We start from the raw sequence: 23664 nt of genomic DNA, 5'->3' as shown, positions 1-23664 counted from the left end.
GCGCATGAGCCGTCATAAATCCAAAGCGATCCCCGGCCGCAACCTGCGGCTGGCCGACCAGATCCAGAAGGACCTGGCCGGCCTGATCCAGCGCGAACTCGACGTCGCGCGGGCCGGGCTGATCACGCTGTCCGGTGTCGAGTTGTCGCCCGACTACGCGCACGCCAAGGTGTACTTCACCGTGCTGGGCGCCGAGCCGGCCCTGACCGAAGGCCTGCTCAAGGAAAAAGCGGGCTGGCTGCATTCGCAGCTATATCGCATGCTGCATATCCACACGGTGCCGACGCTGCATTTCGTGCACGATGAGCAGGTCGCGCGCGGGATCGAGATGTCGCGCCTGATCGATCGCGCCAACCAGCCTGGTTCCTACCGGACGGAACCCGACGAACCGGAAGACCAGTCCTGAGGGGCTGTCGTCACGGCGTTTTTCTCGGATAAGACGATGGCCAAACGACGCGGGCTGATGCTCGACGGTGTCCTGCTCCTGGACAAGCCTGAAGGCTTGTCCAGCAATCACGCCTTGCAGCGCGCGCGCCGCACCCTGGATGCGGCCAAGGCGGGCCACACCGGCACGCTGGATCCGTTCGCCACGGGCCTGCTGGTGTGTTGCATGGGCAAGGGCACCAAGCTGTGCGGTGTGATGTTGGGCGCGGACAAGGGCTATCGCGCCACGCTGCGCTTTGGCGAGGAGACGGATTCCGGCGATCTTACGGGCCACGTCGTGGCCCGCGCGCCGGAAGGTTTCGCCGGCGTGGAGGAAACGGCCCTGCGCGACGTCCTGTCACGTTTCCAAGGCACGATCACGCAGATTCCGCCGATGTACTCGGCCTTGAAGCGCGACGGCAAGCCTTTGTACGAGTACGCGCGCGCCGGCGTGGAAGTCGAACGCGAAGCGCGGCAGATTACCTTGTATCGGGTCGAATTGCTGTCCTGCGACGGCATGACGGCCGAAATCGATGTGTCTTGCAGCAAGGGCACCTATCTTCGTACGCTGGCCCAGGATATCGGCCGCGCCTTGGGCTGTTATGCACACCTGGTGGCCCTGCGCCGTACGCAGGTAGGCCCGTTCGCGTTGGACGGCGCCGTCACGCTGGACGCGCTGCAAGCGATGCCGGACCCCAAACAGGCCCTGCTGCCCCTGAATGAATTGCCGGCGGGCCTCGCGCCCGCCTTACCTTAAAGGATCGTTTATGACTCGCGCCTTGCGCAACGTCGCCATCATCGCCCACGTCGACCACGGCAAGACCACGCTGGTCGACCAGCTGCTGCGCCAATCGGGCACCTTCCGTGAAAACCAGGCCGTCGCCGAGCGCGTCATGGACTCGAACGACCTGGAGAAGGAACGCGGCATCACCATCCTGGCCAAGAACTGTGCCGTCGAATACGAAGGCACTCACATCAACATCGTCGATACCCCGGGACACGCGGACTTCGGCGGCGAGGTCGAGCGCGTGCTGTCGATGGTCGACGGCGTGCTGCTGCTGGTCGACGCCGTGGAAGGCCCGATGCCGCAGACCATTTTCGTGACGCGCAAGGCGCTGGCCCTGGGCCTGAAGCCCATCGTGGTGGTCAACAAAATCGACCGTCCTGGCGCACGCCCGGACTTCGTCATCAATGCCACCTTCGAACTCTTCGACAAGCTGGGCGCGACGGAAGAACAGCTGGACTTCCCGGTCATCTACGCGTCGGGCCTGTCGGGCTATGCCGGCATGACGGCCGACGTGCGCGACGGCGACATGCGCCCCTTGTTCGAAGCCATCCTGCACCACGTGCCGCAACGCAACGACGACCCCAACGGCCCGCTGCAGCTGCAGATCATTTCGTTGGACTACAGCAGCTATGTCGGCAAGATCGGCGTGGGGCGCGTCAACCGCGGCCGCATTCGCAGCGGCATGGATGTGCAATATCGCTTTGGCCCCGACGGTGAGAGCGGCAAGGGCCGCATCAACCAGGTGCTGAAGTTCAAGGGCCTGGAGCGGGAAGTGGTCAGCGAGGCCGAAGCCGGCGACATCGTGCTGATCAACGGCATCGAAGGCATCGGTATCGGCTGCACGCTCATGGACGCGGCTTCGCCGGCCGAAGAGGCGCTGCCCATGCTGCGCATCGACGAGCCCACCCTGACGATGAACTTCATGGTCAACACATCGCCGCTGGCCGGGCGGGAAGGCAAGTTCGTGACCAGCCGTCAGCTGCGCGACCGCCTGGACCGCGAGCTCAAGTCCAACGTGGCGCTGCGCGTGCGCGACACCGGCGACGACACCGTGTTCGAAGTATCGGGACGCGGCGAACTGCACCTGACCATTCTGCTGGAAACGATGCGTCGCGAAGGCTACGAACTGGCCGTGTCGCGTCCGCGCGTGGTGTTCAAGGAAATCGACGGCGAACGCCATGAGCCGTTCGAACTGCTGACCGTGGACGTGGAAGATGCCCACCAGGGCGGCGTCATGGAAGAACTGGGCCGCCGCAAGGGCGACCTGCTGGACATGCAGCCGGACGGCCGCGGCCGCACCCGCCTGGAATACCGCATTCCCGCCCGTGGGCTGATCGGCTTCCAGAACGAGTTCCTGACCATGACCCGTGGCACAGGCTTGATGAGCCACATCTTCGACGAGTACGCGCCGGCGCGCGAAGGCAGTATCGGCGAGCGCCGCAACGGCGTGCTGATCAGCCAGGACAACGGCGACGCCGTGGCCTATGCGCTGTGGAAGCTGCAGGATCGCGGCCGCATGTTCGTCAATCCGGGTGATGCGCTGTATGAAGGCATGATCATCGGCATCCACAGCCGCGACAACGATCTGGTTGTCAACCCCATCAAGGGCAAGCAGCTGACCAACGTCCGCGCATCCGGCACGGACGAAGCCGTGCGCCTGGTGCCGCCGATCCAGATGTCGCTGGAATACGCAGTCGAATTCATCGACGACGATGAACTGGTGGAAGTCACGCCCAAGTCCATCCGTCTGCGCAAGCGCTACCTGACGGAGAATGAGCGTAAGCGGATGTCGCGCACCGCCACCTGACGCGCTGTACGTCTCCTCGCGGGACACCGTCTCTTTTGGCCCTTCCCTGGCAGCGATGCCGGCGAAGGGCCAAATTTTTTTGTGCGTGGCGTGAAGGAACCTGCTATCCGCGCGCGGCACTGATGCGGCCGCGTCACGGCGCCGCAGCGCCGGTTGTGCCGGTCTCTGCGTGTCCAGTCCCAGACGCGATGGTCATCAACCAACCAAAGGAGCAGCGTGATGAAGCGCCGTCAGTTTCTAGGGCGAATGGGCGCCACCGTGGCGCTGTCGTCCGCGCCGGGCATGGTATTAGCGGCGTCCTGTTCGAATAGCGATGTGAGCCTGTCGCCTATCCAGGCGCGCACAGACCGCATCACCGACGTCCGCGTCGGCCTGCGGCCATTCCGTCACGCTGGCCCACGGATCGAAGCGCAACGCCTGGGGACCAAGACCGTCGTGCACAACTACGGACATGGCGGCGCCGGATGGTCCTTGTCCTGGGGCTCGAGTCGGCTTGCGTTGCGACTGGCGCACGATGCAGGCGCCCGTTCGGTCGCGGTGATCGGCTGCGGCGCGATGGGCCTGACATCGGCGGTGTTGGCACGGCAAGCCGGCCTGGCCGTTTGCATCTATACCAAGGATATGCCGTCGGATGTCTATTCCATGGCTGCCACAGGCTTGTGGACGCCGGACTCGCAGCTTTGCGATGCCGTGCACGCACCGCGCCTGGCCGCGCGCTGGAAGGAGATGGCGAATGCGTCGTTTGCCCGGTACCAGACACTGTTGGGCTTGCCGGGCAAGCCGGTCGAGTGGATCCGCGGCTATTCCTTGTCCGACACGCCATTCGGCGCGCATTCCGAAGCCGAGGAAGGCGAGCCGGTGTACGGCAGGCTGCGGGATCCTTCCCATGATTTCATTCCACGGCCCGTCGAACTGTGCAAGGGTAGCCATCCGTTTGGGCAGCCCTACGTGCGCGGCTGGACGACCTTGATGTTCAACATCAGCGCCTATGCGCACATGCTCCTGACTAGTTTTCTCGCGTCGGGCGGCAGGATCAAAGTCATCGAGTTCACGCGGCCGGGCGATCTATCGAACCTGCGGGAAGATACGATCATCAACGCCACCGGCTACGGCGCCAGGAAGCTGTTCGGTGACGATTCCATCGTCCCCATACGCGGCCAGATCGCGCGGCTCATCCCGCAGCCGGAAGTTGCGTACGGCCTGAGCACCAGCCAGTTCAACGTCGTGCCGCGAAGCGACGGCCTGATCGTCCGCAGCAAGGGCCACAACGGGGACTTCAATAACAGCAATGACGTCCCAGATCTCGCCGAGTCCGAATCCGCTGTTCGGCGCATCGCGTCGATGTTCGACGGGATGCGGCGGTTCTGACTTGTCTTTAGGGCTTGAGCCATTGACCCGCATATCCGCCGTGGCGACGCCGGCCTGCCGAGGTTCGGGCCAGAAAACCTGCGGCTGTGGCGCCAGCTCCTTTCGCCAGTGTGGAGGGAGAGGGCCGCCCATGGGTAGGGGAATGTCTGTGCCACATGTCGGAAGAAAAGGAACTCTGCCACATAACAGGTGACTGATCCGACCGCTCCGGCAACGATGGGGCAACGATCTAATCTTCCCCTACGAGAGCCCATGGAGACAGCAATAAACCTCGGTAAACGAAAACTGGCCGCCGCCACCGTGCTAAGCAGTCTGCTGCCTAGCTGCGGCAGGACACAGGGTTCGCGATCCCAGTATCCCCTGCATCCCAGCTCCTTGGTTGTGGGCTACCCTCATGGCGGGGGCGCCGATACCCTTGCGCGGTTGCTGGCGGATCACCTTGGTCGGCAGCTCGGCCACAAGATAGTGGTCGACAACAAGCCGGGGGCCGCCAGCAATATTGCGGCTGAGTCCGTAGCGCGCGCCGCAGCGGACGGCTACACGTTGTATATCGGTACACGCGCGAATGCCATCCATAGGGCGATGTACAGCCATTTCGACTTCGATATGGCGCGGGATTTTGCGCCCATCGGTTTACTCGCGAAATTGCCCAATGTCATGGTCACTTCGGCGCAGGCGCCTATTGCGACGATGAGTGACGTGATCGCGCTGGCGAAGACACATCCGGGAATGGTGACATACGCTTCCACGGGGGTCGCCTCGGATACGCATTTGTTAGGTGAACTTTTCCAACGCGAAACACATACGAGTCTTCTTCACGTTCCGTACCGGGGCGGCGCCGCGGCAATGGTGGACCTCATTGGTGGACGTGTCGACCTGCTCATCTTTTCCCTTGCCGGTGCGCTTCCTTACCTGAGGGCCGGGTCCATACGGGCCGTCGCGGTGATGTCCCAGCAGCGGGCCCCGGCCATCCCGGATGTGCCCACTGTGGAGGAATCCGGCGTACTTGGCGTGGATATCGACACGTGGTTCGGGTTAATGGCGCCCGCGGGCACGCCGGTTGAAATCGTAGCGACCCTGAACGAATGTACGAACAACATTCTGATCAACCGGGAGGTGCAGGAAGCTTTTATGGTCCAGGGCTATGTGGCGCCTTTGCGCCCGAACACGCCGGAAACCCTTGGCCAATTGATCGCAGAAGAAACCGAAAGGTGGACCGCGATCGTCCGGGAACGCAATATAACCCCCCGTTGACGGGGCTGCTTCAATGCGGTCCGGCATGCGAGCTCGGACCGCCGAAGTTCAGCTTAATGATGCACGCGGAAGCGCTCTGTGTCGTCCATGAAGGTCTTTTCGCCGAACGGGGCTTCGTTCGAGCCGAACGGCATTTGCGCGCGCAGTTTCCAGCTCGCGGGAATGTTCCATTCCTTGGCGACGGCTTCGTCGATCACCGGGTTGTAGTGTTGCAGGCTGGCGCCGATGCCGGCGTTTGCCAGGGCTGACCATACCGCCAATTGCGCCATGCCGCCGGCTTGTTCCGACCAGACCGGGAAGTTGTCGGCGTACAGGGCGAATTTCTCCTGCAGCGCCCTGACGACGTCGTGGTCTTCGAAGAACAGCACGGTACCGGCGCCGGCGGCGAAGCTGTTGAGTTTCTTCTCGGTGTTTACGAAGGCGTCGGCAGGCACGATCTTGCGCAGGGCGTCCTTGGCGATATCCCACAGTTTGATGCTTTGCGCGCCGAACAGGATGACGGCTCGCGAACTTTGGGAGTTGAAGGACGACGGCGTGTGCTTGATCGCTTCCTGGATCAGCGTCTTGACGGCGTCATGAGACACCGGAAGATTGCGGCCCAGGGTGTACTGCGTGCGACGGCGCTTCAGCGCATCGAGGAAGGCGTTATCCATCGAGAAAGTTCCTATGTTGATCTGCGGAAAAATCGCATGCCCGCATGATCCCATCCTGTAGAAGAGCGTCCAGTTCACCCTTGTTCGACGTAGGGGTTTCAGGTTGAAGTAAGAATGCGCCGTGCCGCGGAGCCCCCACTAGAACGTCCAGTCTCTTCGTTTGGAGTGGGTGGTTTACCCGGTGTGCATATCCCCCGCTCGGCATCAGATTCGGCAGATCTCTGTCTGCCAAATAAGCCCCGATTCTCATCCAGCGGCGGTGATGTGAGCATGGCGCCCCGGTGCGCAAACCGTCCGGTTGCCGCTGAGCCCGCCAGCGGGGGCCATCGAGGCGGTGTGCTCACACAGTGCGTTTCAGGCAGTCAGCAAACCTCGCTTCTCGATGAACCGGACGATTTCCGCCAGGCCCGTGCCCGCCTTCATATCGCTCATCACATAAGGCCGCGTGCCGCGCATGCGCTGTGTGTCTTCTTCCATGATCGCCAACGATGCCCCGACCATGGGCGCCAGATCGGTTTTGTTGATAACGAGCAAATCCGATTTGGTGATGCCGGGGCCGCCCTTGCGCGGAATTTTTTCGCCGCCGGCGACGTCGATGACGTAGATGGTCAGGTCGGACAGTTCCGGACTGAAGGTGGCCGCCAGGTTGTCGCCGCCGGATTCGATGAAGACGATGTCGGCGTCGGGGAAACGGCCCAGCATGCGATCCACGGCTTCCAGGTTGATGGAGGCATCTTCGCGGATCGCGGTGTGCGGGCAGCCGCCGGTTTCGACGCCCATGATGCGCTCCGCCGGCAGGGCGCCTGCCACGGTCAACAGGCGCTGGTCTTCCTTGGTGTAGATGTCGTTGGTGATGACCACAAGGTCATAGCTGTCCCGCATGGCCTTGCACAGCATTTCGGTCAGGGTGGTCTTGCCGGAGCCGACGGGGCCGCCTATGCCCACTCGCAAGGGGGGATTTTTCTTGGTGCGCTGAGTCATGGCCATGAGAACGAATTCTGTGTGAGTAGGCGGCCCTCAGGACCGGAACAGGCGTGAATACTGGGTTTCGTGGCGGGCGGAGAGGATGCCGAGCAACGGGGAAAACGTGGAGGCCTCGTCCTCCGGCGTGGCGGCGGCGCGGTGGGCGGCGGCCTGGATCGCGCCGTGCAGGCCGAACAGGATGCGCTGGCCGGCAACTTGTCCCAGCGGAACGGCCTTCAGGGCCGCGGCCACCTGGTTTTCGGTCCAGGCGAAGAGCCAGGCGGTCAGGCAGTCCTCCAGCGTCGCGCCGGTGGACTGGGCGGCGTAGGCATAGACCGTGGGCAGGCTGAGGGGGCGCATGGCGCGCAGCGCCGCACGGCCTTGCGCATTGCCCCATTCCAGTTCATCCAGCAGCCGCGACAAGGACCAGCCCATTTGTTCGGTTTCCTGGCGCAGTTCGGCGGATTCCCGCATCGCCAGCAGCCATTCATTCAACGTCGCGACCGCCGGGATGTCGCCGGCGGCCCAGTTCCGGAACTGCTGGCCGAGCAGGACGGCCTCGCCATCGGCGGCGATCTCCAGACCGTCCGCGATCCAGCGGCGTGCATCGTCGGCGTCGGCGATCACGCCGGCGTCGATCGCCGCTTCCAAGCCCTGCGAATAGCTGAAGGCGCCGATCGGCAGGGCCGGCGACGCCAGGTGGAGCAGGGCAATCAGTTCAGTGCTTGTGCCCGTGGCCATGATCGTGCTTGTGCCCGTGATCGTGCCCATGCCCATGCCCATGATCGTCCCCATGTCCATGATCGTCCCCATGTCCATGATCGTGGTCATGTGCACGGCCGTGCTGCGAGGCATGCCCATGCCGGTCCTGATAAGCCTGCTGCGCCAGCGCATAGTCTTCTTCGAAGGTCTCGTCGTGCCCATGCTTGTGGCCGCCGCCATAGGCGCCGGCTTCGGGCTCGAAGGGCGCTTCGATCGCAATCACCGTCAGCCCCAGGCGCAGCAGCAGGTCGCGCAGCACCGGATCATGTTCCAGCTGCAGGTAATCCGGGCCCACCTCCACCGGCGTGTGGCGGTTGCCCAGATGGTAGGCCGCGCGCAGCAGGATGTGCGGATCCACGCAGGTGGCGCGCAGCACGGGCTGGGGTGCTGCGACCACGCGCACCAGGCCGCCGTCTTCGGTCACCAGCGCGTCGCCGTCGCGCAGGATGGTGCCGCGCGGCAGGAACAGGGTGACCTCTTCGCCGTTGTCCAGCGTGGCCGCGAGGCGGCTGCGGCTGCGTGTATCGAACGGCAGCGTCAGGGTAGGGGCGCGCCGCAGCAGCGCCTTGGCCACGGCCTGGCCGCGACCGACCACTTTTTCTATACGTCTCATGCGAATCTGCACAGTGAGTGATGCGCCGCCGCTCAGAACAGGAAGTAGCGTTGCGCCATGGGCAGGACCCGGGCGGGTTCGCAGATCAGCTCCTGCCCATCGGCGAGGACGCGATAGGTTTCGGGATCGACATCGATGTGCGGCAGCCAGTCGTTGTGCACCATGTGCGATTTGCGTACGCCCCGGATGCCGTGGACGGGCACCACGCGCTTGGATAAACCGTACTTCGCCGCGATGCCGGCCTGGTAGGCCGATTGCGAAACGAAGGTCAGGCTGCCCCGGGCCAGCGCACCCGCGCGCGTGCCGAACATATCGCGGTAGTGTACCGGCTGCGGTGTGGGGATGGACGCGTTCGGGTCGCCCATCAGGGCGGTGGTGATGATGCCGCCTTTCAGCACCATATCCGGCTTGACGCCGAAGAAGGCGGGATCCCACAGCACCAGGTCCGCCCATTTGCCCGCTTCGATCGAACCGATCTCGTGCGCCATGCCATGTGTGATCGCCGGATTGATGGTGTATTTGGCAACGTAGCGTTTGGCGCGCGCGTTGTCGGCGCGGCCGTCGCCCGGCAGCGCGCCGCGCTGCACTTTCATCTTGTGCGCCGTCTGCCACGCGCGCATGATCACTTCGCCGATGCGGCCCATGGCTTGCGAATCGCTGGAAATCATCGAAATGGCACCGAGGTCCTGCAGGATGTCCTCCGCGGCGATGGTTTCGCGGCGTATGCGCGATTCCGCGAAGGCGACATCTTCCGCGATGCCGGCGTCCAGGTGATGGCACACCATCAGCATGTCCAGGTGCTCGTCGACGGTGTTGACCGTGTAGGGCCGCGTGGGATTGGTGGAGGAGGGCAGCACGTTGGGCAGCCCCGCAACCTTCAGGATATCGGGCGCGTGGCCGCCGCCCGCGCCTTCCGTGTGATACGTGTGGATGGTGCGGTCCTTGAACGCCGCGACGGTACTCTCCAGGAAGCCGCTTTCATTCAGCGTGTCGGTGTGGATGGCCACCTGCGTATCGGTGCGTTCGGCCACGCCCAGGCAGCAGTCGATGGCGGCCGGCGTGCTTCCCCAGTCTTCGTGCAGCTTCAGGCCCACGGCGCCCGCGTCTATCTGTTCCAGCAGCGGCTCGGGCTGACTGGCGTTGCCCTTGCCGAGCAAGCCGATATTGATCGGCCAGCCGTCCGCGGCCGCCAGCATGGTCTCGATATGCCACGCGCCCGGCGTGCACGTCGTGGCCGAGGTGCCGGCGGCCGGGCCGGTGCCCCCGCCCACCAGCGTGGTGAGCCCGGCGGACAGCGCTTCGTCGATCAGTTGGGGGCAGATGAAGTGGATGTGCGTATCGATGCCGCCCGCCGTGACGATCTTGCCTTCGCCCGCGATCACCTCGGTGCCGGCGCCGATGACGATGGTCACGCCCGGCTGGATATCGGGATTGCCTGCCTTGCCGATGGCCTGGATGCGGCCGTTCTTCAAGGCGATGTCGGCCTTGACGATGCCCCAATGATCCAGGATCACGGCGTTGGTGATGACGGTATCGGCAACCTCCGCGCCGAGGCGCTGGGACTGGCCCATGCCGTCGCGGATCACCTTGCCGCCGCCGAACTTCACCTCTTCGCCATAGACGGTGTAGTCGCGTTCGATTTCAATGAGGAGTTCGGTGTCCGCCAACCGGATGCGATCACCGGTGGTGGGGCCGAACATCTCGGCGTAGGCGCGGCGGCCGATTTTCACGCTCATGCGGATGCTCCCGTGGCGGCGCGCGCCGGGCCGATGTGGATAATTGCGGATCCTGCTTCGATCATGGTGAGTCCCTTGCCGGTCATGGTGCATCCTGTGCGCTTGATGGTGCGCGTGGTGCCGTCGACGGCGCTGCCCGGCGCGGCGTCTTGGCAACACAAGCGGGCAGGCCTTACAGCCTGCCCATGACGCGACCGGCGAAGCCGTGGACCCTGCGGTCGCCCGCCAGGGCCACCAATTCCACGGTGCGGGCCTGTCCAGGTTCGAAACGTACGGCGGTCCCCGCCGTGATGTTCAGGCGGAAGCCGCGTGTGGCCGCGCGATCGAAATGCAGGGCGTCGTTGACTTCGTAGAAATGGAAATGCGAACCGACCTGGATGGGCCGGTCGCCCGTGTTCGCGACGCTGACCGTGATCGTCTCGCGGCCCGCGTTGAGTTCGATCTCGCCGTCGTCCACCAGCAGTTCGCCTGGAATCATCGTTGGACTCCTACGCTCAGGCAGCCAGTAGTGCCAGGCCGTACAGCGCCACGCCGAGCCCGGCGGCACGCGGCAGCCATGCCCACGCCTGGCGCAAGGCCACGCCCGCGGCGATGCCCGTGCAATGCAGCCCTATCGTGGCCGCCATGAACCCGGCAATGTAGGCGCCGGCGTTTGCGGTCTCCGGCAGTTCATAGCCATGCGCATGGCCATGGAAGAAGGCGAAGACGCCCGCGATGGCCGCGCCCGACCATTCCGGCAGGCGGGCGCGTGCGGCCAGCAACAAGCCCAGCACGAGCAGGGACGCGGCGATCATCGGCTCCACTGCCGGCAGCGACACGCGCGCCAGGCCGAACAGGGCGCCCAGCAGGAGGACGGTCGCGAAAGACAGCGGGGCGACCCACGCGCGGCGGGCGGTCAACGCGCTCCACATGCCGACGGCGATCATGGCGCAGAGGTGATCCACGCCCGTCAGGGGATGCAGCAGGCCCGCCATGGCGCTGGCGGCCATGCCCGCTGCTTCGGCGATATGTTCCTGCAGCGGGTGGGCGGCCGCGACGCCGGCCAGCGGCAGCGTGGCGAAGGCGGCGATCGCCGCGATACGTGAGCGATTCATCTCTTTCTTATCTCCGTCGGGATGGGGGAATGAGCAGGCTTCGGTCAGGGAATCGGGTGGTGAACGGTGACCAGCTTGGTACCGTCGGGAAAGGTCGCCTCGATCTGCACGTCGGGAATCATTTCCGGGACGCCGTCCATGACGTCCTCGCGCGCCAGCAGCGTGGTGCCGTAGTCCATCAGCTCCGCGACGGTGCGGCCGTCGCGTGCGCCCTCCATCAGCGCGGCGCTGATGTAGGCGACGGCTTCCGGGTAGTTCAGTTTCAAGCCGCGCGCCTTGCGCCGTTCGGCCAGCAGGGCGGCGGTGAATATCAACAGCTTGTCTTTTTCGCGCGGCGTCAGCTTCATGGGAAGGTCCAGGGATGTCAGGTCGCCCAAAGGCGCAAGGGGCGGCCGGGAACGCCGTGTACCAGCGGACGCAGGCGCAGCCACAACGCGGCGAACAGGCGGCGCATGGGTTCGATGTGGGTGGCGGCGGCGCGGACGAGCAGTACACCGGGGCTGGGACTGGTGGCACCGGCGCGCAGCGCGGCCTCGAAAGGCAGGGAGGGGGCTAGCGCCTCGGCCAGGGCCGTGGTGCATGCGGCGCCGGCCGCCCACAGCGTGCCATAGGCCGGCAATCCGGCGAGCCCTTGCGGTGCATGCCGTACGCGCGACGCCGCCTGCAGGCGCTGCCGCTCCGTCCACACCAGCCGGCCGTCGCGGTCCAGCAGCCGGAAGTCCGTGCGGAGCTGCCCGGCCGACCACGTCTCGCCGGCGGCCTGGCGCCCCAGCAGCGCCGCATCCCAACCGAGGGCGGTCGCGCCCGCGCCGAGCCGGATGTCGATGTGCTGGCGGGCGTGGCTGTGGTCGAAGTAAATGTTTTCCAGGGGCAGCCAATCCAGCCGCGCGCCGTCGCCGACGTGGATGCTCACATCCTGCCGGGACGGATGGATCGCGGTGGCCTTGTACCACTTGGTGGCGCCGGGGGTGGTGAATACCGCGTGTGCCGCAGCCTCGAGTTCGATATCGAGCCGCAGCGCGTCGCCGCTGGCCAGGCCGCCCGGGGGATGCAGCACGGCAAGGTGGCAGATACCGCTATCGGCCTCGGGATACAACGCCTTCTGCACCGTAAGCGGGCCGGCGTGTTCGCGACGGACCAGAACGGTTCGCCCGTGGCGTTGGGCCAGGGACAGCCGCAGGCGAGCATCCCATCCCCCTGTGTGAGGGGTTTCCAGAAGCGGGGAGAGGGCGTCCATGGAGCGGCAGATGTCCGGAGATGCGGATAATTGGCGGAAGTTGGGAGCGAGACCGCCGCGTGCGCGGGGCAGCGATGCGGTATCCATGCACAACTTCAAGCAAAATCCGTGCCATATTCGTGCACGAGGTGTCCAGCGTGGCGCCTTCGGTGCGAGATGGCCCGGCGCCATGTCGCTTTTGGAGACGGTTGCACCAGATTCGTGCACATTTGCGCCCGTTTTGTGCGCATGCATGCACCGACATGGGCCGGGGCGGTGCGGGCGGCCGCCCGGGGCCGGGCGCGCGCCACGGGCGGTGCCCGGACGCGGGCTGCGGGCCTCAAGCCGGCAGCGATGGGGCGTACTGTTCCGGCGACAGGTAGCGCATATGGAAATCGATGATGCGGCTCACAACCACCTTGGGATCGTCCTCCACGATGAACAGCTCAAGGTCGTGCGCGCCGATCATGCCGTTGCTGAGCACGGTCTTGGCCAGCCAGTCGACCAAACCGCGCCAGTATTCCTTGCCCATGAGTACGATGGGGGCCGGGGGTACTTTGCCTGTCTGCACCAGTGTCAAGGCCTCGAACAACTCGTCCAATGTGCCGAAGCCCCCGGGCAGCGCGACATAGGCGAAGCTGTGCATGAAGAACGTGGCCTTGCGCGCATAGAAATACTCGAACATCAGGCTGATGGTCTGGTATTCGTTATTGTTCGCCTCGTGCGGAAGAACGATATTCAGGCCGACGCTGGTGCCGCCCGTTTCGAATGCCCCTTTGTTGGCGGCTTCCATGATGCCCGGACCGCCGCCCGCGATAATCGCGAACCCCGCTTGCGCCAGTGCGGCCGACAACGCTTCGGCCTGCGCGTAATAGGGCGATTCCCGGCTGACGCGCGCGCTGCCGAAAATGCTGACGGCCGGACCCAGCTCGCGCAGCTTCTCAGCCGCGGTCAGTATCTCTGACATAATCACCGGTATTTGCTTGCCGGCGGGAGTCTCCCTGCCATCTTCCTTTTTGACCATGAATAAAACCCTGTTGCTGGTTGACGGTTCTAGCTATCTATACCGCGCCTATCATGCCATGCCTGACTTGCGGAACGCACAAGGAGAACCGACGGGCGCGCTGTACGGCGTCGTCAATATGCTCCGCAAGCTGAAGCAGGACTATGACGCGCAGTACGCGGCTTGCATTTTCGATGCCCGGGGCAAGACCTTCCGTGACGACCTGTATCCCGACTACAAGTCGCACCGCCCCCCCATGCCGGAAGACCTTGCCGCGCAGATCGAACCGATCCACAACGTGGTTCGCGCCCTGGGCTGGCCGGTTTTCGCCATCGAGGGCGTGGAAGCCGACGATGTCATCGGCACGCTGGCCCGCATCGCCACGGAGCATGGCATCAAGACGGTGGTTTCGACAGGGGACAAGGACCTAGCCCAACTGGTGGATGACGATGTCACGCTGGTCAACACCATGACGGGCGAAACCCTGGACCCGGCGGGCGTCGTCAAGAAATTCGGCGTGCCGCCTGAGCGCATCGTGGACTACCTGATGTTGATCGGCGATGCGGTGGACAACGTGCCCGGCGTGGACAAGGTCGGGCCCAAGACCGCCGTCAAATGGCTGACCGAATACGGTTCGGTCGACAAATTGATGGAAGCCGCAGAAACCATCAAGGGTGTGGCCGGCAACAACCTGCGGACCGCCGCCGCGAATTTTCCGCTGACCCGCGAATTGCTGTCCGTACGGCGCGATTGCGATCTATCCGCCACGGTGCCTGGCCCGGAAGCCCTGGTGCCGCTGGAAGAAGACAAGGAAGCCCTGCTGGCGCTGTACGAACGCTATGGCTTCCGGACCTGGTTGCGCGAAGTCAGCGGCGAAACGGAACGCGTACCCGTGGGCGACTCCCGCGTCGCGCCTGAACGCCCGGTGGCGCCCGAACAGGTGGATTACCAGCTCATCACCGACTGGGCGGCCTTCGATGCCTGGCTGGACAAGTTGCGCGCCGCGCCGCTGGCGGCAGTGGATACGGAAACCACATCGCTGGACGAAATGCAGGCTCGCCTGGTAGGCCTGTCGTTCTCGATCGAGCCCGGTGTGGCCTGCTACATCCCCGTGGCCCATCGCGGGCCGGAGGCGGGCGAACAACTGCCCAAGGATGAAGTGCTGCAACGCCTGCGCGCGTGGCTCGAAGATCCGGCCGTGCCCAAGCTGCTGCACAACGCCAAGTACGATGCGCACGTGCTGCGCAACGAGGGCATACGGCTCGCCGGCATCGCGGAAGACACCATGCTGCAGGCCTACGTGCTGGAATCGCATCGCAGCGTCAGCCTGGCCGACCTGGCGCAGCGCTGGCTCGGACGCAGCGGCATTACCTATGAAGAACTGTGCGGCAAGGGCGCCAATCAGATCTGCTTCGACGAAGTACCGACAGAGCGCGCGGGGCATTACGCGTCCGAAGATGCCGACTTCACCATGCGGATGCACGGCCTGCTGCGCCCGCGCGTCAGCGCGGATGCCGGCCTTGAACGCATCTACAAGCTGGAGCTGCTGGTTTCCGAAGTGCTGACCGATATCGAGCGCACCGGCGTGCGTGTCGATGCGCAGGCGCTGATGCAGCAAAGCAGTGCGCTGGGGCAGGAAATGCTTACCCTGGAACAGCGCGCCTACGATCTGGCGGGCCAGCCCTTCAACTTGAATTCGCCGAAGCAGCTGGGCGAGATCCTGTTCGGCCGCATGCAGCTGCCCGTGGTGCGCAAGACCGCCAGTGGCGCGCCGTCCACCGATGAGGAGGTGCTGAGCAAGCTGGCCCAGGACTATCCGCTGCCGCAGGTGCTGCTGGAATATCGCGGCCTGTCCAAGCTGAAGTCCACGTATACGGACAAACTGCCGCGCATGATCAACGCGGCGACAGGACGCGTGCATACCCACTATGCTCAGGCGGCCGTCATCACGGGGCGGCTGGCGTCTTCCGATCCGAACCTGCAGAACATCCCGGTGCGCACGCCGGCCGGGCGCCGCGTGCGCGAGGCCTTCATCGCCGAGCGCGGCGTGCTGATGTCCGCCGACTATTCGCAGATCGAACTGCGCATCATGGCCCACGTGTCGGACGACACCAACCTGCAACAGGCCTTCGCCGCGGGAGAGGACATCCACCGCGCCACGGCGTCGGAAGTGTTCGGCGTGCCGCTGGACGCGGTCGCCGCGGAACAGCGGCGCGCCGCCAAGGCGATCAACTTCGGCTTGATCTACGGCATGGGCGTGTTCGGCCTGGCGTCGAACCTGGGCATTACGCGCGACGCGGCGCAGGCGTATATCGACCGCTATTTCGCGCGCTATCCCGGCGTGGCGCAGTACATGGAATCGACGCGCGTGCTGGCGCGCGAACAGGGTTATGTGGAAACGGTATTCGGGCGGCGCTTGTGGCTGCCGGAGATCCGCGGCGGCTCCGGGCCACGGCGGCAGGCGGCCGAGCGCGCGGCCATCAATGCCCCCATGCAGGGCACGGCGGCCGACCTGATCAAGATGGCCATGGTGGCGGTCCATCGCTGGATCGAAAGCGAAAAACTGCTGACGCGCGTGATCATGCAGGTGCATGACGAACTGGTGCTGGAAGTGCCAGACGCGGAGGTCGACAGGGTGCGCGCCGAACTGCCCGGCCTGATGTGCGACGTGGCGCAGCTGCGCGTGCCGCTCGTGGCGGAGGTGGGCGTGGGCAAGAACTGGGAACAGGCGCACTAGGCCGCGCCGTGCCCGGGGTTGCCAGCACGCGTTAAGCGAATGCGCGGCATAATCGGCGGGACGGCGCCCGGGCGGCACGCATTAGCGCCGTGTCCGCGCCTTGTGCCCAACCCCCAAAGACAGAGGATACCGCCATGAGTTTTTCGCCCGCCGCAGGAACCGTGCAGGACACGGCCATCCATACCAGCCCGCAGGGCCTGACGCACGGCCTGATCGATCTGCCGGTCAAGGACGGCACGATTTCCGCCTACTACGCATCGCCGGAGGGCAAGACCGACGTGCCCATCGTGTGCGTGGTGCAGGAAATCTTCGGCATACACGAACATATCCAGGACCTGTGCCGCCGCCTGGCGAAGGAGGGCTACTTCGCCATTGCCGTCAATTTGTACGAGCGCCAGGGCGACGCGTCCGCCTATACCGATATCCCCAAGCTCATCCAGGACATCGTGGCCAAGGTGCCGGACGAGCAGGTGATGGCCGACCTGGACGCCAGCGTGGCCTGGGCCGCCCAGCATGGCGGGGACGGCAACCGGGTGGGAGTCACGGGTTTCTGCTGGGGTGGACGCATCACGTGGATGTACACCGCCTACAGCCCCAAGGTGAAAGCCGGCGTCGCGTGGTACGGCAAGCTGACACAGGGCCACGGACCGCTGATCAAGCGCAACGCCGTGGACGTGACCAAGGAGCTGCATGGCCCGGTGCTGGGACTGTATGGCGCCAAGGACACCAGCATTCCGCTCGAAGACGTCGAGACCATGAAGCAGCGGCTGGCCGAGGGCAACGAACATGCCAAGGCATCGAAGATGGTGGTCTATCCCGATTCCGGCCACGCCTTCCTGGCGGACTACCGCCCCAGCTATAACCCGCAGGATGCCAAGGACGGCTGGCAGAAGATGCGGGACTGGTTCGCGCAGTACTTGAAGTAAGGCGCGGCTCCGGACCAGCGGCGCCGGCTGTAGATCCGGCGCGGGTTGCGAAGGCGGGCCCCGGTTCCCAATCCGCGCGTGGGCGGCGGCGCGGGACGTCAGTTCGCCGATTCGCGCAGGCGGCTGGGCAGCAGTTCGCCTTCCTTTGCCAGCACGGGGTACGCCGCCGCCCCGACCAGGTAGGAATTCACGCCCTTCACATCGCGCAGGATGTCCAGGTACAGCTGGCCGATTTCCGCTTCCTCGACCTGGCCGGATTTCATTTTCTGCAGATGGGCTTCGGCGGCCTGGACTTCCAGCGCGCGAAAGCTTTCCTTTTCGCCGGCCAGCGCGCGCGCCTGGCGCAGGTCGGCGTTCACGAACAGTGCCGCCGCGCGCCGTTCGTTGGTCAACAGATGTCCTAGGGACTCGTCCAGTTGCTCGCGCTGTTCCGGTGCCAGCGTCCAACCCTGCTTGCGCAGGCGGGTGGCATGGCTCAACAGGCCGCCGTGCGTGATGTCGGCGGCATGGCCGATATTGCTGGTGAAGGCCAGGATTTCCTCCATGCGCTGGACGTCGTCGCTGGTCATGCTTTCTCGGTCCAGGGTAGCCAGGTACAGCGTGATCGCGGTTTCCAGCTTGTCCATCGCGATGTCCAACTGCTTGGCCTGCGGCAGCCGATGCCGGTTGTCGCGCTTGTAGCCGGCCCGTGCGAGCGCCAGCAGGGTCTGCAGCATATCGGCCATTCGCAGGGCTTCGCGCGATGCATTGCCCAGGGCCACCGCGGGAATGTCATGCGCCGATTCGTCCAGGTATTGCGGCCGCGCGGGATCGTCCGGGTCGATGCGCTTGGGCAGCCAGCGCGTCAATAACGCGGCATAGGGCACCAGCAGCGGCAGGAAGGCCAGCGCGACGACGGCATTGAACAGCGTATGAAAGTTGGCGACCGCGCGTGCCGGGTCCTCCGAGAGCTGCGTCATCCAGGGGCCGACCCAGGGCAGCAGCACGAGGCCGATGACCACGCCGGCGACGCGCGTCAGCAGATTGCCCAGGGGCAGCCGGCGGGCCGCGGGATCGTCGCCCGTGACGCCTTCGATTATGGGATTGATGGCCGTGCCCAGGTTCGCGCCCAGCACCATGGCGTAGGCCGCGTCCGGCGCGACCAGGTTGTGCGAGGCCATCGACATCAACAGGACCACCACGGCCACGCTGGAGTGCGCCGCCCAGGTCAGGCCGGCGGCGACCAGCATCGCGGCGACCGGCTGGCTGCCCAGCGCCTGCAGCAGGATGCGCAGCAACGGTGCGTTCTGGAAAGGGGCGAAGAGGTCGACCAGGGAATGCAGCGAGATCAGCAGCAAGCCCAGGCCGATGAACACACGGCCCAGGTCGCGCGTGCGCCCCGGCGGATAGCGGCGGAACATCCACACGCCGAACAGGATCAGGATGGGCGCCAGCGCTGTCAGGTCGAAGGACAGCAGCTGGACGATCAGGGTGGTGCCTACGTTGGCGCCCAGCATGGCGGACAAGGCGGGCACGAGGCCGACCACCCCGCCGGCGGCGAAACCGGTGATCATCAAGCCGGTGGCGGTACTGCTTTGCAAGGCCGCGGTGATGCCCAGGCCTGCGGCGAAGGCGCGCAGGCGAGTTCCCAGGGCCCGGCCCAGCACAGCCCCGAGCGCCGCGCCGAATGCCCGCTGCACGCCGGTCTGGACCATATGGACACCCCAGAGCAGCAGGGCCACATAGCCGGCAAAGTCGAGCAGCGTCAGGGTTCCGGACATAGGTCGGTTTCAGGGGCGAGTGTTGAAGTAGGAAAGCGAACCGTCTGGGGCCGCGCGGGCCAGCGTCAATGATCGCACGGTTCCACGCCTTGGGGACGGAGACGTTGAAAACGTTCTCATCCATCGTTCAGGCGAGACCTCGCTGCCGCCCGATCGCGCGGCAGCCACGGGGCTATCATAGCGATGTGCCGGGACGCGGGTTTCCGGATAGCCAGTCTGTGGAGCCATCGTGGCGGTTTCTGTCTTTGACCTGTTCAAGATCGGTATCGGGCCTTCCAGTTCGCACACGGTGGGGCCCATGCGCGCGGCCCTGTTGTTCGCGCAAGGTCTGCGGCGCGACGGCCTGCTGCCCTCGGTGGCCAGCGTACGCGCCGAGCTGTATGGCTCACTGGGCGCCACGGGCAAGGGCCACGGTACCGACAAGGGCGTCATGCTGGGCTTGATGGGCGAAGCGCCGGACACGGTCGACCCCGCGGCCGTGGCGGGCATGCTGCAGGCGGTCCGCGCCAGCCGCGTGCTCCCGTTGCTGGGCCAGCACAGCGTACCGTTCATCGAAAAAGAGCACCTGCTGTTCTATCGCCGCGAAGCCATGGCGGAACACCCCAACGGGATGAAGTTCCATGCCTTCGATGCCGCCGGCGCGAGCCTGCGGGAGGCACGCTACCTGTCGGTGGGCGGCGGTTTCGTCGTCACCGCCGGGGCACCCAATACGCAGGTCATCGCGGCGCACGACCAGTTGCCGTTTCCTTTCCGCACCGGCCGGCAACTCGTGGATATGACGGCCTCCTCGGGCCTGAGCGTCGCCCAGTTGATGATGCGGAACGAACAGGTGTGGCGCGGCCAAGACGAAGTGCGCGTGGGGCTGGACCGTATCTGGGAGGTCATGCAGCAATGCGTGGCGCGCGGCTGCGGCATCGACAACCCGGGCGCCGACGGCGAATTGCCGGGGCCGCTGCGTGTCCGCCGGCGCGCGCCGGAACTGTATCGCAGCCTGACGCAGCGCGCGGAACGCACGCTCTCGGATCCGCTGTCCGTCATGGACTGGGTCAACATGTACGCCATTGCCGTCAACGAGGAAAATGCCGCCGGCGGCCGGGTCGTCACGGCGCCGACCAATGGCGCGGCGGGCATCATTCCGGCCGTGCTGCACTACTACGATCGCTTCGTGCCCGGCGCCTCGCGCGAAGGGGTGCATGATTTCCTGCTGACCGCGGCGGCCATCGGGATGCTCTACAAGTTCAATGCCTCGATTTCCGGGGCCGAGGTGGGGTGCCAGGGCGAGGTCGGCGTGGCGTGCTCCATGGCGGCCGGCGGCCTGGCCGCCGTGCTGGGGGGCAGCGTTTCCCAGGTGGAGAACGCGGCCGAGATCGGCATGGAGCACAACCTGGGTCTGACCTGCGACCCGGTGGGCGGCCTGGTACAGATCCCCTGTATCGAACGCAACGCGATGGCGTCGATCAAGGCCCTGAACGCCGCGCGCATGGCCTTGCGCGGCGATGGCCATCACTACGTTTCGCTGGATTCCGTCATCAAGACGATGCGCGAAACCGGCGCCGACATGAAGATCAAGTACAAGGAAACGGCGCGCGGTGGCCTGGCCGTGAATATCGTCGAATGTTGAGCGTCGGGTCGCATCGCGGCCGGGCGCGGGACCTGGGCCGGCGGCATGCCGGCCCTGCCATGCCGCGGCGAGCGGCTGGCGCGGATGCGCCACGGCGGTCCACCGCGGCGCGTCCGGCGGTTTACAGGGGCACGCGTTGCAGCGCAGCGATGCGCGCCTGGATGGGCGGGTGCGAGGCGAACAGCGCGCTGACGGCGCCGCCGCCCGTAATGCCGGAAGCCTCGAAGGACTTTGGCAGCGCGCCGGGCTCCAGGCCCCCCAGGCGCGCCAGGGCGCGAATCATGGGGTCGCGCGAGCTGAGCAGATGCGCGGAGCCTGCATCGGCGCGGTATTCGCGCTGGCGCGAGAACCACGCGACGATGATCGACGCGGCGATGCCGAACAGGATCTCGCAGACGATGACCGTGATGTAGTAGCCGGCGCCCACGCCCCGTTCATTGCGGAACACGGCCTTGTCGATGAAATAGCCGACGACGCGCGCCAGGAATACCACGAAGGTGTTGACCACGCCCTGGATCAGGGTCAGCGTGACCATGTCGCCGTTGGCGACGTGGGCAATCTCGTGTCCCAGTACCGCGGTGACTTCTTCTTCCGTCATGCTCTCCAGCAGCCCCGTGCTCACGGCGACCAGTGAGTCGTTCTTGAAGGCGCCGGTGGCGAAGGCATTGGGGGCGCCTTCGTAGATCGCGACCTCCGGGCGGCCGATGCCGGCACGGTCGGCCAGCTGGTGCACCGTATCCAGCAGCCAGGCTTCGCGCTGGCTGCGCGGCGCGTTGGGATCGATGACGTGCGCGCCGGTGCTCCACTTGGCCATCGGCTTGCTCATAAGCAGCGAAATGATGGCGCCGGTGAAGCCGACGACCAGGGAGAAGACGAGCAGGGCGTTGATGTTCAGCCCGTTCGCGGTCAGGTAGCGGTCGATCCCCAGGATGCGCAGCGTGGCCGACAGCACGAGCATGACGGCCAGGTTGGTAAGCACGAACAGAACAATGCGTTTCATGGTTTTTATGGTCCCTTTGCGAGCGATGTAGCTTTGACGGCCCCGGCGCGTCCAGGTTCCTCGGCGCGCGAGCCGGGCCGCGGGCGGCGGACGATATGGCCGATGCGGATGGATGCGGGGCTGGGGCCACCGCGAGTATAGTATCGCTTCCCCGCAACTCTACGGTTCCCGGCGTTCTTCCCATGCAGGCTCTCTGGATGTTGTTGGCGTCCCTCATGTTCGCCATCATGGGTTCCTGCGTGAAGCTGGCAACGGAACATGACTCGTCCCTGTCGCAGGTCGTGCTGTTTCGCGGACTGCCCTCGGTGATCCTGTTGCTGGCGTGGGCGCGTGCCGGCCGCCAGTCCATCGTTCCCCGTAGCTGGAAACCCCATTTCTGGCGCAACCTGTCCGGCGTCAGTTCGATGTGGCTGGGGTTTTTCGCGCTGGCGCATTTGCCGCTGGCCACGGCCACCAGCCTGACCTACACCTCTCCCTTGTTCATTGCCGCCTGGATGCTGGGATGGGGCGGGGCACAGCGTGACATCGTGCGGATCCTTTCGGTGGCGCTGGGCTTTCTTGGCGTGATCGCGGTCCTGCGCCCCAGCATAGGGCAGGATCAATGGCTGGCGGCGCTGTTGGGCCTGGCCTCGGGGGCCACGGCGGCGATCGCGATGATGCAGATACGCCAGCTTGGCCGCATCGGCGAACCCGAATGGCGGACCGTGCTGTTTTTTTCCTGCGCCGTTTGCCTGAGCAGCGTGGTCGGCCTCGCCTCGGAAGGCTGGGGCGATACCGACCTGACCGGCTATCTCGCGCTGACCGGCATCGGGCTGTCGGGCCTGTTCGGTCAATTGGCCGTTACGCGGGCCTTCGGCCTGGGGTCGGCGCTGTTGACGGCGGCGCTGCAGTACACCACCATCATTTTCGCGGCCATCCTGGGGATGGCATTCTGGCAAGACCATCTGGACGATATGGCGCTGCTGGGCATGGGTTTGATCATCGCGGCCGGCTTGATGTCGATTTGGCGCACGATGCGCGAATCGCGGCCCGCCGTCACGTCCACTCGGGAGAAACAGGCATGACTTCGATGACCTTGATGTCCGTCTCGCAGCTGGCGGGCCGGTTGAATGACGCCGACGTGCGTGTGTTCGATGTGCGCCACGACCTGGGCGATTTCGCTGCCGGCCGGCGGCAGTTCGAGGCGTCGCACATCGCCGGCGCGCGTTTCCTGGACAACGAACGCGAGCTGGCCGGCGCGCATACGGGGCGCAACGGCCGTCATCCGCTGCCCGATCGCGCCGCGCTGGCAGACCTGATGGCTGCCCATGGCGTCGGCCCGGACACGCTGGTGGTGGGCTACGACGCCAGCGGCGGCCAGTATGCGGCGCATCTGTGGTGGCTGCTGCGCTGGATCGGGCATGACCGTGCCACGGTATTGGACGGTGGGTGGCAGGCGTGGACGGCGGCCGGCTTGCCTGTCGAAAGCGGGCCGGCGCCCGCGCCGGCGTCGGGTGGTGGTGCATCGCCGCGGCCGTCCCTGGTCGAAGCGGTGGATGCCGCGGCCGTATTGGCCAACCTGCGCACCAAGGACTTTACCGTGGTCGACGCGCGCGCGGCCGCCCGCTATCGAGGCGAAGTCGAACCGATCGACCCGGAGGCCGGCCGCATACCCGGCGCACTGAACCGGCCGTACACCGACAACCTGGACGCCGACGGGCGATTCAAGTCGCCGGCGCAACTGCGGCAGGAATTCCAGGCCGTCCTGGGCGACCGCACACCGTCGTCCATCGTGCACCAATGCGGCTCCGGCATTACGGCTTCTGCCAATCTCTTCGCGATGGAAGTCGCGGGGTTGAGCGGTTCGCGCCTGTACCCGGGTTCCTGGAGCGAGTGGATTAGCGATCCTTCCCGGCCGCGGGAAAAGGGCTGATCGGCTTTACTTGGGGCGGCTTGCTGCCC

At 65.6% G+C, this 23664-nt stretch carries 22 protein-coding genes; 10 read left to right on the top strand and 12 right to left on the bottom strand.

The window, feature by feature from the left end; translation table 11 throughout:
* The first annotated feature begins 4 nt into the window (after positions 1-4).
* From rbfA to AKI39_RS16705, 5 genes are all read left to right on the top strand, one after another.
* Positions 5-406 (top strand): 30S ribosome-binding factor RbfA, encoded by a 402-nt coding sequence (rbfA, locus tag AKI39_RS16725; protein ID WP_066638395.1) that lies wholly within the window; start codon positions 5-7, stop codon positions 404-406.
* Positions 407-442: 36 nt separating this feature from the next.
* Positions 443-1180: a tRNA pseudouridine(55) synthase TruB gene (gene truB / locus AKI39_RS16720; protein WP_066638393.1), complete on the top strand. Its 738-nt coding sequence runs from the start codon at positions 443-445 to the stop codon at positions 1178-1180.
* Positions 1181-1190: 10 nt separating this feature from the next.
* The gene (typA, locus tag AKI39_RS16715) at positions 1191-3017 is read left to right on the top strand and encodes a translational GTPase TypA (RefSeq protein WP_066638391.1); all 1827 of its coding nucleotides are present in this window, start codon (positions 1191-1193) and stop codon (positions 3015-3017) included.
* Between the two features lie 219 nt (positions 3018-3236).
* Positions 3237-4385: an FAD-dependent oxidoreductase gene (locus tag AKI39_RS16710; RefSeq protein ID WP_066638388.1), complete on the top strand. Its 1149-nt coding sequence runs from the start codon at positions 3237-3239 to the stop codon at positions 4383-4385.
* Positions 4386-4637: 252 nt separating this feature from the next.
* The gene (locus AKI39_RS16705) at positions 4638-5639 is read left to right on the top strand and encodes a Bug family tripartite tricarboxylate transporter substrate binding protein (RefSeq protein WP_066638385.1); all 1002 of its coding nucleotides are present in this window, start codon (positions 4638-4640) and stop codon (positions 5637-5639) included.
* Between the two features lie 53 nt (positions 5640-5692).
* Here AKI39_RS16705 and AKI39_RS16700 read toward each other — a convergent pair whose 3' ends face one another.
* The 10 genes from AKI39_RS16700 to AKI39_RS16655 form a co-directional block, all read right to left on the bottom strand.
* Positions 5693-6292, bottom strand: coding sequence for a nitroreductase family protein (locus tag AKI39_RS16700; RefSeq protein ID WP_066638382.1), 600 nt, complete (start codon positions 6290-6292; stop codon positions 5693-5695).
* 354 nt (positions 6293-6646) lie between these two features.
* The gene (gene ureG, locus AKI39_RS16695; protein WP_066643184.1) at positions 6647-7273 is read right to left on the bottom strand and encodes an urease accessory protein UreG; all 627 of its coding nucleotides are present in this window, start codon (positions 7271-7273) and stop codon (positions 6647-6649) included.
* A 36-nt stretch (positions 7274-7309) separates the two neighbouring features.
* On the bottom strand, positions 7310-7996 hold the full coding sequence (locus AKI39_RS16690) for an urease accessory protein UreF (RefSeq protein ID WP_274532996.1): 687 nt from the start codon (positions 7994-7996) through the stop codon (positions 7310-7312).
* Entirely contained in the window at positions 7974-8630 is a 657-nt protein-coding gene (gene ureE, locus AKI39_RS16685; protein ID WP_066638374.1) for an urease accessory protein UreE, read from the bottom strand. Before ureE ends, AKI39_RS16690 begins: the two co-directional genes overlap by 23 nt.
* A gap of 32 nt (positions 8631-8662) precedes the next feature.
* A complete protein-coding gene (gene ureC / locus AKI39_RS16680; RefSeq protein WP_066638372.1) occupies positions 8663-10366 on the bottom strand; it encodes an urease subunit alpha in 1704 nt (567 codons plus the stop codon).
* A 172-nt stretch (positions 10367-10538) separates the two neighbouring features.
* Complete coding sequence (locus tag AKI39_RS16675) at positions 10539-10844, bottom strand: urease subunit beta (protein WP_066638370.1); 306 nt, start codon at positions 10842-10844, stop codon at positions 10539-10541.
* Positions 10845-10860: 16 nt separating this feature from the next.
* Positions 10861-11460: a HupE/UreJ family protein gene (locus AKI39_RS16670; RefSeq protein WP_066638368.1), complete on the bottom strand. Its 600-nt coding sequence runs from the start codon at positions 11458-11460 to the stop codon at positions 10861-10863.
* 44 nt (positions 11461-11504) lie between these two features.
* Positions 11505-11807 (bottom strand): urease subunit gamma, encoded by a 303-nt coding sequence (ureA, locus tag AKI39_RS16665; protein WP_066643180.1) that lies wholly within the window; start codon positions 11805-11807, stop codon positions 11505-11507.
* A gap of 17 nt (positions 11808-11824) precedes the next feature.
* Complete coding sequence (locus AKI39_RS16660) at positions 11825-12697, bottom strand: urease accessory protein UreD (RefSeq protein ID WP_066638360.1); 873 nt, start codon at positions 12695-12697, stop codon at positions 11825-11827.
* A 319-nt stretch (positions 12698-13016) separates the two neighbouring features.
* A complete protein-coding gene (locus AKI39_RS16655; protein WP_066643178.1) occupies positions 13017-13643 on the bottom strand; it encodes a TIGR00730 family Rossman fold protein in 627 nt (208 codons plus the stop codon).
* A 55-nt stretch (positions 13644-13698) separates the two neighbouring features.
* Here AKI39_RS16655 and polA point away from each other — a divergent pair, with 55 nt between their 5' ends.
* Entirely contained in the window at positions 13699-16416 is a 2718-nt protein-coding gene (gene polA / locus AKI39_RS16650; RefSeq protein ID WP_066638358.1) for a DNA polymerase I, read from the top strand.
* Positions 16417-16550: 134 nt separating this feature from the next.
* Positions 16551-17342, top strand: coding sequence for a dienelactone hydrolase family protein (locus AKI39_RS16645; protein WP_066638356.1), 792 nt, complete (start codon positions 16551-16553; stop codon positions 17340-17342).
* Between the two features lie 98 nt (positions 17343-17440).
* Here the strand turns inward: AKI39_RS16645 and AKI39_RS16640 are convergent, their stop codons facing one another.
* Positions 17441-19102, bottom strand: a complete 1662-nt coding sequence (locus tag AKI39_RS16640) for a Na/Pi cotransporter family protein (protein ID WP_066638355.1) — start codon at positions 19100-19102, stop codon at positions 17441-17443.
* 229 nt (positions 19103-19331) lie between these two features.
* On the opposite strand from AKI39_RS16640, the gene AKI39_RS16635 reads away from it, so the two are divergent.
* On the top strand, positions 19332-20723 hold the full coding sequence (locus AKI39_RS16635) for an L-serine ammonia-lyase (RefSeq protein ID WP_066638353.1): 1392 nt from the start codon (positions 19332-19334) through the stop codon (positions 20721-20723).
* Positions 20724-20844: 121 nt separating this feature from the next.
* Here the strand turns inward: AKI39_RS16635 and htpX are convergent, their stop codons facing one another.
* Positions 20845-21723, bottom strand: a complete 879-nt coding sequence (htpX, locus tag AKI39_RS16630) for a protease HtpX (RefSeq protein WP_066638351.1) — start codon at positions 21721-21723, stop codon at positions 20845-20847.
* Positions 21724-21905: 182 nt separating this feature from the next.
* Here htpX and AKI39_RS16625 point away from each other — a divergent pair, with 182 nt between their 5' ends.
* Both AKI39_RS16625 and AKI39_RS16620 read left to right on the top strand, forming a co-directional pair.
* Positions 21906-22787, top strand: coding sequence for a DMT family transporter (locus tag AKI39_RS16625; RefSeq protein ID WP_066638341.1), 882 nt, complete (start codon positions 21906-21908; stop codon positions 22785-22787).
* A complete protein-coding gene (locus AKI39_RS16620) occupies positions 22784-23635 on the top strand; it encodes a sulfurtransferase (RefSeq protein WP_066638339.1) in 852 nt (283 codons plus the stop codon). Before AKI39_RS16625 ends, AKI39_RS16620 begins: the two co-directional genes overlap by 4 nt.
* Positions 23636-23664 lie beyond the last annotated feature (29 nt).

This window comes from Bordetella sp. H567 (genome assembly GCF_001704295.1).
GTDB lineage: Bacteria > Pseudomonadota > Gammaproteobacteria > Burkholderiales > Burkholderiaceae_B > Bordetella_C.
The sequence above is the reverse complement of the archived record's forward strand: the minus strand, read 5'-3'. Positions and strand labels throughout refer to the sequence as shown.

Excerpts from the sequence above, each read along its gene's own strand:
- rbfA (WP_066638395.1), top strand. The coding sequence starts at position 5 with ATGAGCCGTCATAAATCCAAAGCGATCCCCGGCCGCAACCTGCGGCTG.
- truB (WP_066638393.1), top strand. The coding sequence starts at position 443 with ATGGCCAAACGACGCGGGCTGATGCTCGACGGTGTCCTGCTCCTGGAC.
- typA (WP_066638391.1), top strand. The coding sequence starts at position 1,191 with ATGACTCGCGCCTTGCGCAACGTCGCCATCATCGCCCACGTCGACCAC.
- AKI39_RS16710 (WP_066638388.1), top strand. The coding sequence starts at position 3,237 with ATGAAGCGCCGTCAGTTTCTAGGGCGAATGGGCGCCACCGTGGCGCTG.
- AKI39_RS16705 (WP_066638385.1), top strand. The coding sequence starts at position 4,638 with ATGGAGACAGCAATAAACCTCGGTAAACGAAAACTGGCCGCCGCCACC.
- AKI39_RS16700 (WP_066638382.1), bottom strand. The coding sequence starts at position 6,292 with ATGGATAACGCCTTCCTCGATGCGCTGAAGCGCCGTCGCACGCAGTAC.
- ureG (WP_066643184.1), bottom strand. The coding sequence starts at position 7,273 with ATGACTCAGCGCACCAAGAAAAATCCCCCCTTGCGAGTGGGCATAGGC.
- AKI39_RS16690 (WP_274532996.1), bottom strand. The coding sequence starts at position 7,996 with ATGGCCACGGGCACAAGCACTGAACTGATTGCCCTGCTCCACCTGGCG.
- ureE (WP_066638374.1), bottom strand. The coding sequence starts at position 8,630 with ATGAGACGTATAGAAAAAGTGGTCGGTCGCGGCCAGGCCGTGGCCAAG.
- ureC (WP_066638372.1), bottom strand. The coding sequence starts at position 10,366 with ATGAGCGTGAAAATCGGCCGCCGCGCCTACGCCGAGATGTTCGGCCCC.
- AKI39_RS16675 (WP_066638370.1), bottom strand. The coding sequence starts at position 10,844 with ATGATTCCAGGCGAACTGCTGGTGGACGACGGCGAGATCGAACTCAAC.
- AKI39_RS16670 (WP_066638368.1), bottom strand. The coding sequence starts at position 11,460 with ATGAATCGCTCACGTATCGCGGCGATCGCCGCCTTCGCCACGCTGCCG.
- ureA (WP_066643180.1), bottom strand. The coding sequence starts at position 11,807 with ATGAAGCTGACGCCGCGCGAAAAAGACAAGCTGTTGATATTCACCGCC.
- AKI39_RS16660 (WP_066638360.1), bottom strand. The coding sequence starts at position 12,697 with ATGGACGCCCTCTCCCCGCTTCTGGAAACCCCTCACACAGGGGGATGG.
- AKI39_RS16655 (WP_066643178.1), bottom strand. The coding sequence starts at position 13,643 with ATGTCAGAGATACTGACCGCGGCTGAGAAGCTGCGCGAGCTGGGTCCG.
- polA (WP_066638358.1), top strand. The coding sequence starts at position 13,699 with ATGAATAAAACCCTGTTGCTGGTTGACGGTTCTAGCTATCTATACCGC.
- AKI39_RS16645 (WP_066638356.1), top strand. The coding sequence starts at position 16,551 with ATGAGTTTTTCGCCCGCCGCAGGAACCGTGCAGGACACGGCCATCCAT.
- AKI39_RS16640 (WP_066638355.1), bottom strand. The coding sequence starts at position 19,102 with ATGTCCGGAACCCTGACGCTGCTCGACTTTGCCGGCTATGTGGCCCTG.
- htpX (WP_066638351.1), bottom strand. The coding sequence starts at position 21,723 with ATGAAACGCATTGTTCTGTTCGTGCTTACCAACCTGGCCGTCATGCTC.
- AKI39_RS16625 (WP_066638341.1), top strand. The coding sequence starts at position 21,906 with ATGCAGGCTCTCTGGATGTTGTTGGCGTCCCTCATGTTCGCCATCATG.
- AKI39_RS16620 (WP_066638339.1), top strand. The coding sequence starts at position 22,784 with ATGACTTCGATGACCTTGATGTCCGTCTCGCAGCTGGCGGGCCGGTTG.